The sequence below is a fragment of the Ruminococcus sp. 1001136sp1_2201st1_G3_2201SCRN_220225 genome, assembly GCF_040924365.1.
In the GTDB taxonomy this organism is placed as follows: Bacteria; Bacillota; Clostridia; order Lachnospirales; family Lachnospiraceae; genus Blautia_A; species Blautia_A faecis.
Genome location: NZ_JBCOME010000050.1, coordinates 14,518 through 32,456, shown reverse-complemented (window position 1 = coordinate 32,456; position 17,939 = coordinate 14,518). Strand labels below are relative to the sequence as shown.

General features: G+C 38.9%; 20 protein-coding genes. All 20 read right to left on the bottom strand.

Annotated elements, in window-relative coordinates; translation table 11 throughout:
* Positions 1–149: 149 nt before the first annotated feature.
* Entirely contained in the window at positions 150–1,448 is a 1,299-nt protein-coding gene (eno, locus tag AB5642_RS15240; RefSeq protein WP_226837624.1) for a phosphopyruvate hydratase, read from the bottom strand.
* Between the two features lie 322 nt (positions 1,449–1,770).
* Positions 1,771–2,304, bottom strand: a complete 534-nt coding sequence (locus AB5642_RS15235; protein WP_173718674.1) for a serine hydrolase — start codon at positions 2,302–2,304, stop codon at positions 1,771–1,773.
* A 90-nt stretch (positions 2,305–2,394) separates the two neighbouring features.
* Entirely contained in the window at positions 2,395–3,819 is a 1,425-nt protein-coding gene (locus AB5642_RS15230) for an APC family permease (RefSeq protein ID WP_202017099.1), read from the bottom strand.
* Positions 3,820–4,013: 194 nt separating this feature from the next.
* Entirely contained in the window at positions 4,014–4,163 is a 150-nt protein-coding gene (locus tag AB5642_RS15225) for a hypothetical protein (protein ID WP_173718673.1), read from the bottom strand.
* Between the two features lie 141 nt (positions 4,164–4,304).
* Positions 4,305–5,264 carry a transglutaminase-like domain-containing protein gene (locus AB5642_RS15220; protein WP_173718672.1) on the bottom strand — a complete coding sequence of 320 codons (960 nt, stop codon included), beginning with the start codon at positions 5,262–5,264 and terminating at the stop codon, positions 4,305–4,307.
* 33 nt (positions 5,265–5,297) lie between these two features.
* The gene (locus AB5642_RS15215) at positions 5,298–5,522 is read right to left on the bottom strand and encodes an acyl carrier protein (protein ID WP_148462587.1); all 225 of its coding nucleotides are present in this window, start codon (positions 5,520–5,522) and stop codon (positions 5,298–5,300) included.
* 141 nt (positions 5,523–5,663) lie between these two features.
* Positions 5,664–7,166 (bottom strand): AMP-binding protein, encoded by a 1,503-nt coding sequence (locus tag AB5642_RS15210; protein ID WP_173718671.1) that lies wholly within the window; start codon positions 7,164–7,166, stop codon positions 5,664–5,666.
* Between the two features lie 16 nt (positions 7,167–7,182).
* Positions 7,183–8,151, bottom strand: coding sequence for a hypothetical protein (locus AB5642_RS15205; RefSeq protein WP_173718670.1), 969 nt, complete (start codon positions 8,149–8,151; stop codon positions 7,183–7,185).
* Complete coding sequence (locus AB5642_RS15200) at positions 8,138–9,649, bottom strand: MBOAT family protein (RefSeq protein WP_173718669.1); 1,512 nt, start codon at positions 9,647–9,649, stop codon at positions 8,138–8,140. The genes AB5642_RS15205 and AB5642_RS15200 overlap by 14 nt, the downstream gene beginning before the upstream one ends.
* Positions 9,650–9,775: 126 nt before the next feature.
* Positions 9,776–10,591 carry a hypothetical protein gene (locus AB5642_RS15195; protein WP_173718668.1) on the bottom strand — a complete coding sequence of 272 codons (816 nt, stop codon included), beginning with the start codon at positions 10,589–10,591 and terminating at the stop codon, positions 9,776–9,778.
* Positions 10,592–10,630: 39 nt separating this feature from the next.
* Entirely contained in the window at positions 10,631–11,377 is a 747-nt protein-coding gene (locus AB5642_RS15190; RefSeq protein WP_202017098.1) for a transglutaminase domain-containing protein, read from the bottom strand.
* Between the two features lie 93 nt (positions 11,378–11,470).
* On the bottom strand, positions 11,471–12,109 hold the full coding sequence (locus tag AB5642_RS15185) for a hypothetical protein (RefSeq protein ID WP_173718667.1): 639 nt from the start codon (positions 12,107–12,109) through the stop codon (positions 11,471–11,473).
* A gap of 148 nt (positions 12,110–12,257) precedes the next feature.
* Positions 12,258–13,289: an N-acetylmuramoyl-L-alanine amidase family protein gene (locus tag AB5642_RS15180; protein ID WP_173718666.1), complete on the bottom strand. Its 1,032-nt coding sequence runs from the start codon at positions 13,287–13,289 to the stop codon at positions 12,258–12,260.
* Between the two features lie 195 nt (positions 13,290–13,484).
* Positions 13,485–14,633 (bottom strand): site-specific integrase, encoded by a 1,149-nt coding sequence (locus AB5642_RS15175; RefSeq protein ID WP_173715557.1) that lies wholly within the window; start codon positions 14,631–14,633, stop codon positions 13,485–13,487.
* A 58-nt stretch (positions 14,634–14,691) separates the two neighbouring features.
* Positions 14,692–14,877 carry a helix-turn-helix domain-containing protein gene (locus tag AB5642_RS15170; protein WP_173715556.1) on the bottom strand — a complete coding sequence of 62 codons (186 nt, stop codon included), beginning with the start codon at positions 14,875–14,877 and terminating at the stop codon, positions 14,692–14,694.
* Between the two features lie 81 nt (positions 14,878–14,958).
* Positions 14,959–15,150: a hypothetical protein gene (locus AB5642_RS15165; protein ID WP_173715555.1), complete on the bottom strand. Its 192-nt coding sequence runs from the start codon at positions 15,148–15,150 to the stop codon at positions 14,959–14,961.
* 108 nt (positions 15,151–15,258) lie between these two features.
* Positions 15,259–15,567 (bottom strand): hypothetical protein, encoded by a 309-nt coding sequence (locus AB5642_RS15160; RefSeq protein ID WP_173715554.1) that lies wholly within the window; start codon positions 15,565–15,567, stop codon positions 15,259–15,261.
* Positions 15,567–15,869, bottom strand: a complete 303-nt coding sequence (locus AB5642_RS15155) for a phage holin family protein (RefSeq protein WP_173715553.1) — start codon at positions 15,867–15,869, stop codon at positions 15,567–15,569. The genes AB5642_RS15160 and AB5642_RS15155 overlap by 1 nt, the downstream gene beginning before the upstream one ends.
* A gap of 3 nt (positions 15,870–15,872) precedes the next feature.
* Positions 15,873–16,127, bottom strand: coding sequence for a hypothetical protein (locus tag AB5642_RS15150; RefSeq protein WP_368371727.1), 255 nt, complete (start codon positions 16,125–16,127; stop codon positions 15,873–15,875).
* 13 nt (positions 16,128–16,140) lie between these two features.
* Positions 16,141–17,939, bottom strand: a 1,799-nt coding sequence (gene pilV / locus AB5642_RS15145; RefSeq protein ID WP_368371726.1) for a shufflon system plasmid conjugative transfer pilus tip adhesin PilV, incomplete at its 5' end; no start/stop codon positions are given.

The window sequence follows — 17,939 nt, the reverse complement described above, 5'->3', positions numbered from 1 at the left end:
AATAAAGTAAAACGCTTGCATCTATCATTTTGGTGCAAGCGTAATTTACGAGTAACGTAGCAATATTTTGCGCTTACGATTACATCTGTGAAATCATCTCGTAAATCTGTTACTGTTCACTTTGCAGTCAGTAACCACTTCGCGGAACATTAGCGTTTTACATTGAATGCGCTCATTCCCGGATATACTGCTGCATCTCCAAGCTCTTCCTCGATACGGAGCAGCTGATTGTATTTTGCAACACGCTCTGTTCTGGACGGAGCACCGGTCTTGATCTGGCAGGTATTTAATGCTACTGCAAGGTCAGCAATCGTAGTATCCTCTGTCTCGCCTGAACGATGGGAAGAAATTGCTGTATAGCCAGCCTTATGAGCCATCTTGATTGCCTCAAGAGTCTCTGATACAGATCCGATCTGGTTCAGCTTGATTAGAATGGAATTGCCGCATCCAAGAGAAATACCTTTGGAAAGTCTCTCTGTATTTGTTACAAACAGGTCATCACCTACCAGCTGCACTTTATCTCCCAGTTCTTTGGTAAGCTTCTTCCATCCTTCCCAGTCTTCCTCATCAAGCGCATCCTCGATGGAGATGATCGGATACTTGTCAACCAGCTTTTTCCAGTGGTCGATCAGCTCGTCAGATGTGTAAACAGTACCGGCCTTTGGAAGCTTGTACTCGCCAATTTTACCAGTCTTCCACTCAGAAGAAGCTGCGTCCATAGCGATCATAAAATCTTTTCCTGGCTCATAGCCTGCATTCTTAACAGCCTCAAGAATTGTCTCAATTGCTTCCTCGTCAGATTTCAGAGCTGGTGCAAAACCACCCTCATCACCAACAGATGTTGCAAGTCCTCTTGATTTCAGAATAGCTGCAAGAGCATGGAAAACTTCTGCACACCATCTTAAGCACTCTTTGAAGCTTGGTGCTCCAACTGGCATGATCATGAACTCCTGCACATCAAGTCCTGAGGAAAGTGCATGGCAGCCGCCGTTTACAATGTTCATCATCGGTACTGGCATACGGTTTCCGGAAATACCACCGAGGAAACGATAAAGCGGGATATCAAGGGATGTTGCAGCTGCACGGCAGCATGCGATGGAAACAGCCAGGATTGCATTTGCACCAAAGTTTGATTTGTCCTTGGTTCCGTCAGCTTTGATCATCGCCTTGTCAATTGCATAAATATCGGATGCATCCATTCCTGAGATTGTGTCGTTGATGGATGTATTAATGTTCTCTACAGCCTTCGTAACACCTTTTCCAAGGTATCTGTTCTTATCATTATCTCTAAGCTCCAGAGCCTCAAATTCGCCTGTAGAAGCGCCGCTGGGAGCAGCTCCTCTGCCGATGGTTCCATCTACCAGATAAACCTCTGCTTCTACTGTAGGATTTCCTCTGGAATCCATAATTTCTCTTCCAATGACTTTCTCAATTTCTAAGTAATCCATGGTATGTATACTCCTTTCATTTTTCAAAGGAACTCCTTCGCGAACTGCTTCCCGGAAAAGTCCAGCCGCAATCCGCATCATATTATGTCAGCGGTCTTTCTGTCATAATAAGGAGTCCAAATGATTTACACCGTTAGGTTAGCTATCCCTAACTCTGTAATTAGTATAAACTAACCATAACGAGATTGCAAGAGAAATAGGTGATAATATTTTTCATGATGTGTACGTGGTTTGTTTTCCGGTCACACTTCCACGATGTATTCTGATAACCGAGAAATAACAGGCTCCAAAGCCTGTTTCAAACGCGCTCTAGTTCAGGTAATTATACACTATACTGGAAAATTTCCTTGATTCCATTTATGCCCGTATACCCCTGCTTTTTCAAATACTTGTTAATATAATTGCACCCTGATGAAAAACTGCCATTTCCAAGTGTCCTTACAAGCTCATTATAGCACTCATTGTCACTGACCGTGATCATACTGTTCAGAAGACTTTTCACTGTTCCATTCAGGTTGATCCGCTTCTTATTGCCGCTGGCATAAACTGCTTCCATAACAAAAAGCTTGATTACACTGGCTGGATACATACTGGTTTCATTAATAGACAAAATATCCCCTGTTTTCAGATTTTCCACATACACAGACCAGTTGCCGCTGTACCCATTTACGGTGGACTGGAGTTTCTTCTTCAGTTTTCCCAGACGTACCTCTTCTTTGGCACATTTCCTGCCCTCTTCATTTACATACACATTCTCTGAAACCATCTGACTTGTAGCGATTGTTCCGTTGGCTGTAAGATAATAGCCCTTATACCAACGGTTTGTGTACAATTTTCCATTTTTATTTAATGCCAACTTTTTCCCTTTAATGGTAATCCAGCCTGCATTCTCTTTCCCATTTTTCTTCCCCTGTATAAATAAAACGAGATAGAACTTAACTTATTCTCACTTTATAAGATTCGCAAATTTATCGCCATATTTCTTTTTACTAATATACGCCATTATAATTCCTAAAAGAATCCATCCACCGACAATAATCCATTCCTGCCAGACCAATGTACAATTCGTCTCCGGAATAATATACATGGCGGACATGGTTCCTGACATAATAACTGCAACTATTCCTACAAATTTGTAGTGTTTTACCTTATATGGTCTCCTCATATCAGCTTCTTTCCTTCTTAAAACTATAAAGGACAGTGATACAATGCAATAAGCAAAACAGCAGGCAAAATTTCCTGCATCAACAATCCACACAAGCATTGACCGGCCAAAAAACGGGGAAATAACTGATAATGCCCCAATTAACAGCAATGAATTCACAGGTGTATTGTATTTCTTATGTAGTACAGCAAATTTCCTGGGAAGCATATAGGAAACAGACATAGAATACAAAGCTCTGCTCCCGCCAATCAGGAACGAATTCCAACTGGTAACAATACCGCAAAGACCACCAATTATCAGGACTTTAGCCATATTAGCATTATTAAATGCAACACCCATTGCATCGGCAGTTACAAGGCCGGTGGCGGAAGACGTCGATGTCTTAATCTGTCCTGCATTCATAACATATCCAACAGCCAGAACAACCAGGACATAGAAAGAAACCGCCATAATGATAGAAAGAATCATCATCTTCCCCAATTTTTTCAAAGGAACATTAATTTCTTCAGCTGCCTGTGGTATAACATCAAATCCAAAAAGAAAAAAAGGCGTCATTATAGCGACCTTTGCAATATTTTGAATAATTTCGCCATTGGTGTCTCCAACCAATAACTGATTCTGAAGATTGTTTACGTTTCCTGAATATGCAGCTCCTGCAACCAGTGCGATTCCTACTGCCGCAATTACACAAGTTAATATTTTCTGAAATCTTGCAGCTTTCTTCATTCCAATAATATTGAGGAATAGAATTAACAGCGCCATTCCAATTGCAATAAGCAGCCATGTAAAATATATATCAAATCCGCCAACCGAATATAAATATCCTCTGGCTATTTTAGGAAAAACATATTGAAGGATAGTTGGAAATGATACTGCCTCATAGCATACAACGCCAATGTAGCTTAAAATAATAGACCATGTACATATATAGGCTCCAATAGAGCCAAATGCCTTATAGCTAAATACATGTTCACCACCACATTTCGGCATTGCGGTAGTCAGTTCGGCATAACACAAACCTACAAAGTAGATCATAATACCGCCAATAATAAATCCAAGTACCGTTCCAAGAACTCCACCACTGGTAATCCACTGACCAGAGGACACAACCCATCCCCATCCAATCATAGCACCAAATGCTACGACCAAAACATCACCCGTGTTGAGCACTTTGCTAAATTCTGACTCTCTATTACTCACTAACATCCTCTCTTTCCTTAATCCTGTGAGAATTTTATACCGTCATTCTTTAATATGGATGACCTCCAATTCTCCCAACAAGTACTTTTTTACCATCTCCAACCTGATTGTCCATCCATGATTTGTTCTGAACAAACTCATGGATTGTAGTTAATCTTTCCACACCGTCAATAACACTCTTATGCCCATTTTCATCTTCATCAAAACAAAACGAAGAAAATTGCATACGCAATAAAATAATTTGTATCTATATCATCTATGTCCTGCTCTTCAATTCCAATATAATCCTTTTCAAAATTTTTCTTAGCTTCCAGATACTCAGTAATTTTATTCACCCTTAGCTGTTTCATTGATACGTCACCTCAAAAAAAATCCCATGGAAACACTATCTTCATTTAAGATAATGATACCATGGAATTGTAAAAAAATCTATAAAATTTGGCACCTGTTAAAAGATCAATCTCATAATCATGTTACAGTTACAGAGATTTTTATGAAGCATACCTTATATAGCGGCTGATTGTATGATTGATATCATAACTTCCATTACCATACACGCCACGATACCAGCCCGCAAACTGAGCTTCCGGATCATAATATGCTCCATCAATCATTACCCATCCATGTCTGGTAAGACCATCCGCAGCACCATCTCTTGTACCAGAAACGCGACCAAGAACTACATACGGATTATATCCCAATTCTCGTGCCATCGCTGCAAATGTGCAGGCAAACCCATAACAATCTCCACCGCCTGTAGTAAGCATGTTATATGCAACCTCACGCTGCCATCCTTTTTTATTCAGATCCGGCCAGTATGTTGAATAATAGAAATTTCCACTGCTGGTAAGATATCGCCAACAGGAATAAAGCTTTTCAGATTTACTCATTTCTGTAGTCGTAATTCTGGAAATTATAGTCATAAGTTTCATCTTTAGTTTGGCATTTAAATCATTTTTGGCATATCCCTTGCTGTTAAAGGTAACGTTTGCAACCGTTTTGTTTTTTGTCAGACGTCCTTTAATGTCGCCTCTGTAGAGTTTGTTTCCGATTTTGAAAAATCCTTTTATTGCCTGTCCTTTTTTGTTTACATAATATAATTGCTTTCCTACTTGTACAATTTTCGACTTTGATGGCTTGAGCAATCTTCCCTGGAGATCAAAAACATATGTGTATTTTCCAATTTTTGTTCCACCAACTGCTGCTGTTCCATCAGCTTTAAAATAGTAACGTCTTTTCTGAATGGTTTTCCATTTACTTTTCAGTTTATTGCCTTTCTTATCATAGAAAAAGTATTTTGTACCTTCTTTTATAAAACCGCTTTTCTTCACTGTCACTGGCTGAATCTGAATTGTATCAGAAGCACCGCCATTTTCTGCCTGAACAGGTACTGTGCAAACAGTCATTACAGATATCGCGGCAATGGCAAGAATTTTTCTTATCCTTTGCATACTTTCTTCCCCTTATGTACTACAACATTCAAATCAGTCTTTCAGACGGCAGACCATTTCCCAAAGCGCCGTTGCAGAGTTAAAGTTCTCCGGAATAATATCTGCCGGAGTAATAGCAATATCAAACTCATCTTGAAGTTCGCTGACAATTGACAAAATTGCAAAAGAATCAAGCAAACCATCATCAATCAGAGTATCACAGGTTTCATAATCTACCCCTGGCTTAATATCCTCAAGAATTTCTATTAATTTGTCCATTTTTGTTTCCTCGCTTTCCAATTATCGTTTTTGCACAAATACCTGCTGAAGCAGGATACATTTATTTTCCAATTACGAGCATAACACAAATCCTAAATCATTTCAATACGAAGAAAGCTTCACTTCTTTATACGTTACTGTTCAGCTAATCTGTGTTGCCAGAAGTTTTCTGTTAATTTTTCCATTCTGATTATGAGGCATTTCAACTAAATGATTGATTTTTCTTGGCTGCATATAATCCGGTAATTTTGACCTTAATGTTTTTAGCAATGTTTTATCGTCAATTGCGCCAGAATAGAATAACACAATTCTCTTTTTAGCCGAATCAAATACACAACAATTTTCATCTACTCCATCAATGCTGCTTACATTTGCCTCAATTTCGCCGAGTTCAATTCTTCTTCCCATATATTTAATCTGGAAATCTTTGCGACCATAGTACTCCAATTCACCATACTCATTGAAACGTACCAGATCGCCCATTTTATATACTGTTTCCGGATAACAAGAATTCAGTGGATTCTGAATAAATACTTCCGCGGTCTTTTCGGGATCTTTATAATATCCATATCCTACTGAATTTCCTCTGACAACCAACTCACCAACACCTTCTGTTATAGGATTGCCATGCTCATCAATCACAAGAACATCACAATTGCTGTACGGAATGCCGATTGGAAGGATATCTTCATCTTTAAATTCCCGGTCTACAATATAGTAAGTACATCCATCTGTAATCTCAGTAGAACCATATGCATTAATATATACAGCATCCGGAACCGCTTGCTGCCATGCCTTCAGCTGTTTTATTGGCATAACTTCACCGCCGAAAACAATGAGTCTGATTGCTGACAGATCTGCTACAGAAAATGCATTTGTATTAGCTATCATGCAAAGTGCAGATGGAACCCAGCTAAGTAAATTAATCTTATTTTCGTACAAATATTGAACCAGATAAGCTGGGAAAAGAAATTTGCTTTTGGGAATCAGGTAAGCATGTGCTTTGGCTGCAATTGTTCCATAAATATCAAGAGCTGTCATAACATAGTAAAACGGAACCTGAACACCCAGTACATAGGTATCGTCCATTTTATAGTCTGAAACCAATGCAACTATGTAACTGGTGATTGCTTTATGAGGTGTGACTACGCCTTTTGGAACTCCTGTCGATCCAGAAGTAAAAAGGACATAAAGCACATCCGTCTCCAGAATCTTTGCTTTACTCTCTTCAATTGTTTCTTCAAATATTTCAGAATCATTTAATTCCTCTGTAACAATAATCCTGTCTTCACAAAAAAACTCTTTTGCATTTTCAAAATGCTTTCTGTCTGTAAGTACCAGTTCTGGCTCAAGTACTTCAAATATTTTATTAATTCGCTCAACCGGCATTTCCGTATCAATTACAGAATAAAAATTGCCACTATAAGCGACTGCCATCATTGATGAAATACAGTAAATGGATTTATCAAAATAAAGGGCTACTGGTTTCTTACGAAATCCCGACTTTATAATCGGCATTGCAATCCTGTAAGCCTCTTCCTGAAGCTCTTTATATGTAAGGGATCTTGCTTCTTCTGTAAAAGCAGCTTTATTTGGATGTGTTTTTACAGCATCATCCAGAAAATCTGTCATAATTCTTGGCATATGACACCTCCATATATTAAATTTGGTTTAAAATATTTGCCAACACTTTGGAATACTCTTTTGCAGCATTTCCATTCATATGACCATTATAGTCCGTATAACTGCTTAAGTCGTGAGAAAATGCCTTGAAGTATTGTGTATTAAAATTCAGGTAAGTAATTCCTTTTTGATTAAAATACTCTCCCAAATATTTTGAAGCCGCATTAAAATTATCACTGTAAACTTTCAGTGTATCAATTGGAATCGGAGTAGTTACAGCTACAAATTCAATATTATTTTCCGCGCAAAAATCAATCAGCTTTCCAAGATATTCCATATTCTGCGGTTTTACCTGAGCTTCTGTAAAATCCTTCATAGACTGCATTTTCAGCTTGGTTGTATCAACCGGATAACGCTCAATCAGGCCACTTTCATGGTATTCCTGGGTATCGCTCTTTAAATGGGAAATATCATAATCTTTATTCCATTTTTGAGAAAAAGTTTCCTTTACTTTTCCAAGCTCATAGCTAAGTGAATATTCATACCACGGAAACAGAACAGTTCTGAAATTGCAGTCCGCAATAGAATTCCAGAAATATTCCAATTTAGCTTTTGAGAAAGGAAACTCGTGATAAAACAGAAGATAATTGTTTCCTTCTTCTTTTTTGGAAACCAGATATTCCGGATCCACTTCATAAATAATTCTGGTAGGCTTCTGCTTCTCTGCAATCAGCTTCGCAATATGATACGCGTCAATTACATATTCTCCTCCAACGCACATATTGTGACCAGTTCTTCCTGTAATTTCTTCCATTACTGCCGGATCAATATCTGTCATTCCGTGAGAAGTTCCCAGAATAATGTCATCATATTGATTATTTACCACTGCATGAATATCATTCCTCATAAAGGTACATGGATAAAGCGCCATATCCAATCCTACAAGAAGTGTTATACACACAGCAAGTACCAGTACTGTCTTTACGATTTTCTTAAAATTGTGCATAAATAAAACCTCTCGCTACTGCAGTGGAACCAAACAAGCCAATGGATACCAGCATGCAAAAATAAATGGCAGCTGTAACAGGTAAAGGAAGCTTTGCAAGAGACTCGCGAATTTTCACTCCTCTTTCCTGAAGTACACTGACAATAAACTGAATCACACATAAAACACCAATGATCAAAAGAGCATAAGGAGTAAATGCAGTCCCCTGTTTACCTGCCGGAATCATAAGAAGCTGAGATGGAGCAAAACTTGTCAGGGACTGCTTCATCATAAGAAAAGCCTGTCCTACACTGTCTGCCCGATCAAAATAATTACCAATAAGAACCAGTATAAACGTTCTGACTACTGTAAATACGTAATACCAGGTTTCTTTACCGGAAATATTCAGTTTTTTCTTCCAACTGCGATAGTTATCAGCCATAATTCCACTAAATGCAATAATGATACCATTATACATACCATATACGATATATTTCCATGCAGCTCCATGCCAGATACCCACAAGGAAAAATACAATCAGATTTGCTGCACCAATTGGAATAGCACGGCCGATTTTCTTACCAAATACTTTTTTGCATTTCTTACCGAATTTACTCATCCAACGAGATAATGTAACCGGATAGAATACATAATCCTTCATCCAGGTTCCAAGGGTGATGTGCCAGCGATGCCAGAAATCTGCAGTCGATACTGCAAAATAAGGTCTTTTAAAGTTCTCATCCAATTCAATTCCAAACATAGAAGAAATACCGATCACAACATCCATTCCACCAGAGAAATCTGCATAAATCTGAATCAGATAAAATAATACTCCAAGCAGAGCAACTCCATTGTATTTCTCCGGATCACAAAAAATCGCATCTGAAAAAACCGCAGCCCAATCTGCAAGAATCATCTTCTTAAAAAAGCCCCAGAGAATTCGTTCAAACCCTCTGACAATATTCTGACTTTCAAATTTGTGCTCTGCATAAAGCTGGTTTGCCAGACGACTGTATCTACCAATAGGTCCCTGTAAAATCTGGGGAAAATAAGATACAAACAGCGCATACTTAAACGGCTGTCTTTCTGCCTTACATCTCTTCCAATATACATCCAGAAGATATCCGGAAGACTGAAATGTGTAGAAAGAAATTCCAAGGGGAAACAGAAGTTCAATTCCTCTTAAATGTAAATGAAACAGGGCGTTGATATTCTCTATTGTAAAGTTGGTATACTTTACCACGCCAAGCATCCCGAAATTGAGAATCAGCCCAAGAATTAAAAGTTTTTTTGCACCTTTGTGATTGCCGTTTCCTTCTGTTTTTTCAATGAGAAGAGCCAGCAGCCAGGTTACAATGGTGGAAAAAAGAATAAAGACAACGTAACGGGGACCGCCTGCTATGTAATAGATATAACTGAAAGCAAGAAGAACGATCCACTGAAATCTGCGTGGGACAAGATAGTAAATAAGTACACTTGCCGCCACAAATAGTATAAACAGATTAGATACTAACGACATATTTTTCTCCTAAACCGGACATGGCTCTGCACTGCTCCTCACAGTGCAAGAGCCATGTCCTGTATTTGAGTTGCAAAGCAACTGAAAGTCCTATATGGTGTGCCCCTCTATAGGAAGCAAATCTTTTTAATTTAAAAGACCATTATCCAGGCAGCCGTCTCCGCCGTCATCACCGCCGCTATAATCATCCCCACCGCCGTAATCATAGGAATAATCATTGTTGTCGTAGGAGTAATCATAACTCTCTGTCTGCTGTGCAGCTGCCGCCTGGTCTGCTGCTGCCTGAGCTGCGGCTGCATCAGCAGCTGCCTGGTCAGCGATTGCTTTCTCAGTATCGTATGTACTCTTCTTCTCTTTGGTGCTCTTCAGTTTATAAGTACCATAAATAATTCCATCCTTCTCGCGAAGAGTAAGGGTACCAAGATCCTCAAGTACAATACCGTGAACATCTGCTGTTGTTCCGTCTTCAAAGGTAAGCTGCATATCATAAGTTGGAGCAGTATCCTCAGAAGTTTCTTCCGCTGTCTCTGCTTCACTGTTTTCTTTGGAAAAATATACTCTCTTCTTCTCTTTTAACTCAAATACGTCGTCAGCTTCCATCATATTCTCAGGAAATTCTGTCTCATCAGCAGTCTTGATCGCAAGTCCTGTAATCTTTTTGCCTGTACCATTTCTCAGTTTAAAAGCAATGCAGCCTTCTGTCTTTTCGCCAACTGTTTTTAAGTCTTCTTTCTTTTTGGCAGCGGTCTTTTCTTCTTTTGTATCATCAGAATCAGCTGATTCCGCATCTGCCTCTTCTGCATCTGCATCCTCTTCCTCATCAGAGCTGTCTTCTGCAGCATCTGCCTCAGCTACTTCAGTTGTCTCTGCCGCAAAGCAGCTTACCGGAGCTGCAATGGCTAATGTGCCTGCTAATAATGCCATTAATAATTTTCTCTTCATGATCAATCTCCTTATGTCATTCTTTTTAGTTATAAAAAATCAGAAGCTGATTTTTGTTCTTTTTTCATTATATTTGTAAGTTCCCTTGGCACCGTATTTGAATTTGTATCCACTGTTGACATTTGGGTTATTGCGGTATGTATATGCAAAGTTCGGATCATATACATAAGTGGTTTTGCCGGATTTAATCTCGCACCATGCATGCTCGCCGTCTTTGCCGTTGCGCTGCGGCACAGAACCCATAACAAATTTAACATTCAGCCCTTTTACTTTCGCCATCATAGCAAAAGTTGCAGCCATTACATAGCAGTCACCTTTGCCATATTTAAAGCCATACGCTGCATAATATTCAACTGCATTCTTACTTTTTCCCGGTTTCTTTACGCCGCCGAAATATTTAATTTTTGTGGAGCTCCAGGTAAATGCTTTTTTAAGGTTTCCACCGCATTTTTTAAGTCGGATTGCTGCCAGTTTCTCGGCTGTGGAAGCTGTGGTTACCACACCTTTTTTGTTGATATGATAATATTTATTTTTGATTTTGTAGCCATATTTGTTTTTTACAAGTTTTCCATTCTTGTAATAATAGGTCTTACCTGCTTTTTTGTAGAAACCTGTTTTCGGTGGTTTGTTTTCCTGCGCAGGTGTAGGTGTAACAACCGGAGCTTCAACTACAGTTGTCACAGTAGTACTGCTGTCCGCGGTTCCTTCTGCAAATACAGGAGTTCCCATTGTAAGTGTCATACTCAGTGACAGAACAACTGCCAATGTTTTGGTAATCTTTCTCATATTTATTTTCTCCAATCTTATATTTCTTTTATTATTTAGAGTCCGTTAATCTAAAAATCCGGCTCCAAATATCATTTTTGCAATCTGCATATTCTATCGGGGCTGAATACCGTATATGATTTCACCACCGCTGATTTTTTTTCCAAGTGATACATAGATATTTGCATATGTCAGTTTCATATCTTTGCTTACACCATTCATACAGCTGGAATAGGATCTGGTCTTGGAGGGTTTGCCAAGAAGTTTGCGAAGTTTCACACCGTTTTCCATATATTTGCTGGCTTTTTTCAGCTGGCTGCTCTTCTTGGCTACACGTACACCATTCTTATCAAAGTAATAAGGGGTTCCTTTCAGGTCTGCATATACACCTTTTTTTACTTTATATCCATTTCGGTCAAATCCATAGTACTTTTTGCCAATCTTCTTAACTACAACATTTTTCTTATAACCGCTCTCCTTCGGCGCTGCATAAGCCACTCCGTTTTTGCCAAAGTACTGTTTCTTATCTGTGCTCCAGCAGTTTTTCTGCATTACGCCGTCTTTGTAATAATAGGTTTTGGAACCTTTCTTAATAATTCCATTTAATAATGCAGGTGTGGGAGCTGCAACCGGATTTTCGACTACAGCGGCTGCTCCATCACTGCTGCCAGCTACCTCTGCATTTGCAATTACTGGTGTCTGCAGCATAAATACACACATTGCAGGAAGAAGTAATTTTTTCCACTTTTTCATTTTCTAAATCTCCTTTATAAAAATTTTTAGCTTTGTAACTTTTTCGTACCTTCTCAGTTGAATCATGATTTGCATGATTTCGCGCACCTTGCGGAATACTGTCTTCTGAATAGTTACTTCGCTTTTTATTTTTAAAGCAGTTTCTGCCTTAAAATTTCACACTTGATCTTACAGAATATGCAAAATGGGTAGATGCCCCGAACAAAGGTCCCATATTGTCATAATAAAGCCCATCAATCATTACAAATCCATGGTCGCCAGTGGTGGCAATTACATACGGCTCATATCCTAAAACCTTGGCACATGCAGCAACTGCACTTGCAACACCGTAACAGCATCCTGAAAGATTATTATCAAACATGTAAATGGCAGACTGATAAGGCCAGATCTGAGTCCTAAACTCTTCATCAGTAGGATAAATCCATGGCTTGAAATCAGTATAGCCCATAAGATAATTGAAACAGGTTCTGAATTTCTGGCTGTTGGACATATTCGGAGCAGTATGCTTCTCCACAAATTTCCTTGCTTTTCGCATACACTCAGCTTTAAGTGCAGAAACCTGAATGGCAACTCCTTCTGAATTGATCTCGTATTCCTTTCCCTTTATCTTATAGCTGGTTTTATTTCTGATGAGAACACCTTTTGAATTAAAATAGTATTTCTTCCCCTTAATGGTCTGTAAACCGGTCAGCCGATAGCCTTTTCTTCCAATGTAATATCTCTTACCTTTCACAGTAAGCCATTTACTCTTCGGCGCGCTGGTTCCATTCTTTCGGATGTAATAATAGTTTCCTTTGTATTTTATCCATCTGTTTCTTGCCGCATCACCATTCGACAGATAATAGCGTTTTTTGTTCTTATATATCTGCCAGCCTGAATAGCGAATTCCACTCTTATGGAGATAATATTTCCTGCCGTTGATCGTTACCCAACCCGATTTCTGAAGTAAAGTACCATCTTCCTGCCGCCATTGATACCCTTTTTCTACAGCTACCCAGCCAGGATCAGCTTTCGGTGGAACAACTGCAGAGTTATCTGCATTTTCCTCTTTTGGATTAACGGAAGTACTTTCAGAAGTCACATGCGTCGCTTCTGCAGTTTCCGCATATACAATTTGGACTGGTTCTGTGGAAAGCATGGCTGTCAGTATCAATACCAGAATGCGACTTCTCTTTTTCATATTCCTTTCCTCCCATATCTTGTTTCATTATAACAGCATTTCTTCTTCCACTGTAAAAGCATTTTTCCATATTATACCAAAGTCATATACAAATTTCCATGTTTGTTGCGTAAAATGTATAAAATTAACTTTTTCTTAAAGATTAGTTCCAAAAAGCCAGTAAAATCAAGGGTTTTCAGACTATAGGTCTTTTTACTACACCACTTTTACACCATTTTGATTTTCCATCTTTTTCATCTCATCAAATAAAGTCTCATCTGAAACATGACAGTATAAATCCATTGTCATCTGTAATGAGCTGTGACCTAATATTTTTTGAAGTGTTTTAGGATTCATCCCATTTTCTATAGCTCTTGTTGCGAAAGTATGTCTAAATGCATGTGGAGTGAATTTTTTTATACAAATTCCATCAGCTTCCATTTTATTTAGTATCTCGTTTATTGCGTCAATTGCTGACACCTCCTGAAAAGGTTTGCCACTGCTTGTAGGGAATACCAGGTCTTTGAAATCCCAACATTTGCGTTTTTTAATTCTAGTTTCGTTTAATAGCTTTTGACGTATAAGCGCATCAATACATACATTTGTAAGTGGAATTAATCGTTTTCCATTAAATGTTTTCGGATCATGAGCTTCGAAATAGTAGCCATTTTCTCCATGTATATGACACATCGTTCTTCTTACGTACAGTGCTCGTTTTTCGAAATCTATATCACTCCAGTACAGCCCTTTTAGTTCCCCGATGCGCATTCCAGTTTCAAGAGCTACAACGAATAAATTATAGTATCTATGGCCTTTAGCGTATGTAAGGAATAATTTAGTTTCTTCAATTCCAAGAACTCGTCGCTCTTTTGGTGTCTCTTTATCAATTTTAGTTATAAGATCTTTTGCAAAATTCCGCGGTACCAAACCATTTCTTTTCGCTTCCATAAATAAACCATTCAAAACTACTTTGACCCTGACTCTCTGGTGATTGCTTTTCAGTTTATTCAACTCCGATTGCAATATCACAGGGTTTAGCTTCTGTATTTTTTCACGACCGATTCTCTCTTTTATAGATTTATACGCTATATCGTAGGCGCTTAATGTTGTATTTCTACAATTTCCTTTACATGTGGTTATCCAAACCTTATACCATTCGTCTAATGTCATGTTACTTTTTACCAGATTTACTCCATTGTCATCAGCAGTCTGGGCTTTTCGCATTTGGGTTCTGAGATTGTTTAGGTTCTTATCATATAAAGTTTCCCTTTTTCCAAAGCGATTTGTGAATCTAGCTTGATATAAGCCGTCTTGTCTTTGAGTGATACCGATACCCAGTTCTTTTCCTTTTAGTGATTTTCCCATATGTACTCCTTTCCGTAATGGGGAAAATCCAAATTGAACTTACCCCAAATATACCATTTTAAAAGATATTTCGCAATAACCAAGCATCGACTTTATCCCTGTGAGCATATAATCGGTTTCCTATTCGAACAGTAAAACCATTATCAGGATTATGCAACAACTCTCTCGCTTTGGTTTCTCCTATACTCAAATATGCACACAAGTCTTTCACAGTAAGTAACTTCTTTTCTTCTTTATTTTCCATTTTGACTACCTCCATTCTAGTTTTGATAGTACCAACGGAGACCGTCGCCTGCGTACGGAAAATTAAAAGAAAAAGTGAGAGTCATTGCTGACCCTCATCTTTCTCTTCACACACACTGAAACAGAAACCAAATACCAAGAATGCAACCATAAAGAACATTACACCAGCATAGGCTGACCCAAGCATCACCAACACGAACGTAACTATATACGTCATTATGACAGCTTCCAACCACACTAATTCTTTTATAATTTTTTCATTCTTTTTATTCATAATCTAATCCTCCTTCAATAGGTATGTTTTTCTCATAAAGGAGCATGTGCTTTTCGCGAAAAGAAAGAGGCCATGTAAAATATACGCAGCCTCTTTCTTCATTACTTATCAATTATTAATCAGAAAATCTTGCAGAACATCTCTTGTCTCTTTCATTTTCTCGATTCCGTTACCGGTTATCGCATGATTGATGAGATCTAGCATACATCTGAGAATCAACTGGTTTGATTCCTCGATTTTATGTATACGCTTATTATCGTTATCCAGGAGCCGTTCGTGTTTTTCCACCTTATCTCTCAAATCATCAGATGGCTTACGAAGTTCTTTGATAATTTTGTAGACTCCCCAAACAGCCGCGACAAATCCGCAGAGGTAGATGATCTGCTCTGATGTGATTAGAAAACCTGCTTCCGGCATTATTTGTCCCCCTCAATTGTATCTGTGCTTCTCTTACCTTCCACAAATGCCTTGAACGCCTGATGCGCACCTGTAGACGCCAATCCCATAAAAGCTCCCCACACAACCGTTTCCACAGACGGTCCTGATACTACTGCGTTAAGAATGCCTCCGAATACAGCAAGAATGGCTGGAATATCATCATTTGGCACTTTTTTGAAAATGGTTGTGTTCTTGATAATATATCCCACGATTAATGAAGCCGCAAAGATCACCACTACAAAATGATCGGTTAATAATGAAGTTAAAGTTGAAATATCCATGTTTTAGTCCTCCTTTGCTGTTGCCACTTTAGAAATTATTTCATCCTGGATACTGTAGGCAAATTCCTCAAATTTGTCTCTGTCTTTGCGACACTGGGCTCGATTCGCCTTGCGCATCTCATGGTTTACAGTAGACTGGTTGATATACATGCTCTCTGGATTTGTTTCACTTACAGACGCATTGTATGTTTCTACTGTTATTCCATTTATTATAGACTGACCTGATAAACTAATACTTCTTGATGTTGTTAATGCCATAATGTTAATCCTCCTAGTTTAAGTTAAGTTTTCTTTTGAGTTTTCTTTTGAGTTTTTCGTTTTCTTTTTCTAATTCACTTACTCTTTGATTGAGTTCTTGCATTGACTTCACAACATATGCGAGCATCTGCAAGTTGTTGACAGATTTATAATATGGGTGTCCATCAACTTCTCCGCCACCATCGACAAGGTTAGGATCAAGCTGTTCGAGTTCGTCTGCTATAAAGCCAATCTTGTATTTCTTATGAGAATCTTTTCGCTCGAAAGAATGAATTTTCATTGATTCTATAACTTTGGTGGCATTTTCTACTTCAGTGTCTCTTATGTTACCTTTTAGTCGAATGTCGGAAAGAGCTGTGCTACATACCCTTCCGAGACTAAACCATTTCCACGATCCATCAAGTCTGGTTTGAATCCATATTGATCCAGCGTACGAATCTCCGTGGTAAATAAAAGCTCTATTTCCAGCCACTTGAGCGCCAAGATAAATCCCTACAGCAGTCTTCGAACCTGAACCTCCCACATTGAACCCAACGTAAATGTTTCCGAAATTTCCGTCAATTGCCAGTGGGATTATTCTATTGTTGGCGTCAAAAAAGCCAAAGAAGTTTTCATCGCCTGTACCCGTTGCCGCACCAAAGCGCCAATCTACTGATCCTCTATTGGACTGATATTCGAAGGTTGTATTTATTATGTTATTACCCTGAATATAACCGCCAATGGACATGTTACCATTGGTTGTTATACCTTTTCCGTTATATGCCCGAATCCAATCGGCATCCGTCATATACCAGCCACCACCATAATCCTCGCTATACCATCCTGTAGTACCGCGCGATCTAAACCAATTAGATGCATATATGGTATTAGTATTCATGTCTACAGTCGCAGTTATTGTTTTTCCCTGAACTTTGCCAGTAGTTGTAATGTCGCCGCTGTATAGATTCAGACTACCATACATAGTGATTGTTTTATCAAAGAACTCGAATCCAGCCCCACTTTGTGCACCGGCAGCATTGAGTAATTTTCCAACTCGTACAGAAGTTCCATCGTAATAAAGAACCCTTTCGACATCAGCAGTGTTTTTACATGACAACGAGATTTCTTTTGTAGCGATGATTCTTTTAGCAACAACGTCTGCACTCGTTAATGTCAAACCGCTAATAGTTCCTGTTGCCGTAATGTTTTGCGCAAATAAATCGGCAACATCAATCTTGGCGGCTGTAACAGACAATGCAGCTATTTTCTCTGAGGTTACAGCAGCGGCTCCTATTTTGTCAGCAGTAACTGAATCAGCTGCAAGCTGAGTTGCTGTAACAGTTCCGGCATATAATCGTCCTCCGTTGATATAGGTACGATCATTGTTGTAACACCAGTTGGCTATTCCCATGTCAGCAGAACTTGCAAGGGAATAGGCATCGTTCCAATTACCCCATGTCGTATTATTAATGCCGACTCGCCACAACTCACGATTCTCTATCTTTGCCGTCTGTTTAGGATATCCTCCAGAACTATCTTTCCATGGAACATATGTTGTTAATAAACAATAACTTTCACCAGATAGACCAAGTGAACTAGCCAATTTTAGCTCATTCACTGTTGTCATCGGATAATTCTGTATATACCAGATTGGAGATTGGTTGGTGTTTCTGGTATCTTTAACATCAAGACCATCCCCCTTTGGACCTTGAACACCCTGAACACCCTGAACGCCCTGCAGACCTTGTGGACCAGTTGCTCCCTTTTCACCCTTAACGCCCTGAGGACCTTGCAGACCTTGTGGACCGGTTGCTCCCTTTTCACCCTTAACGC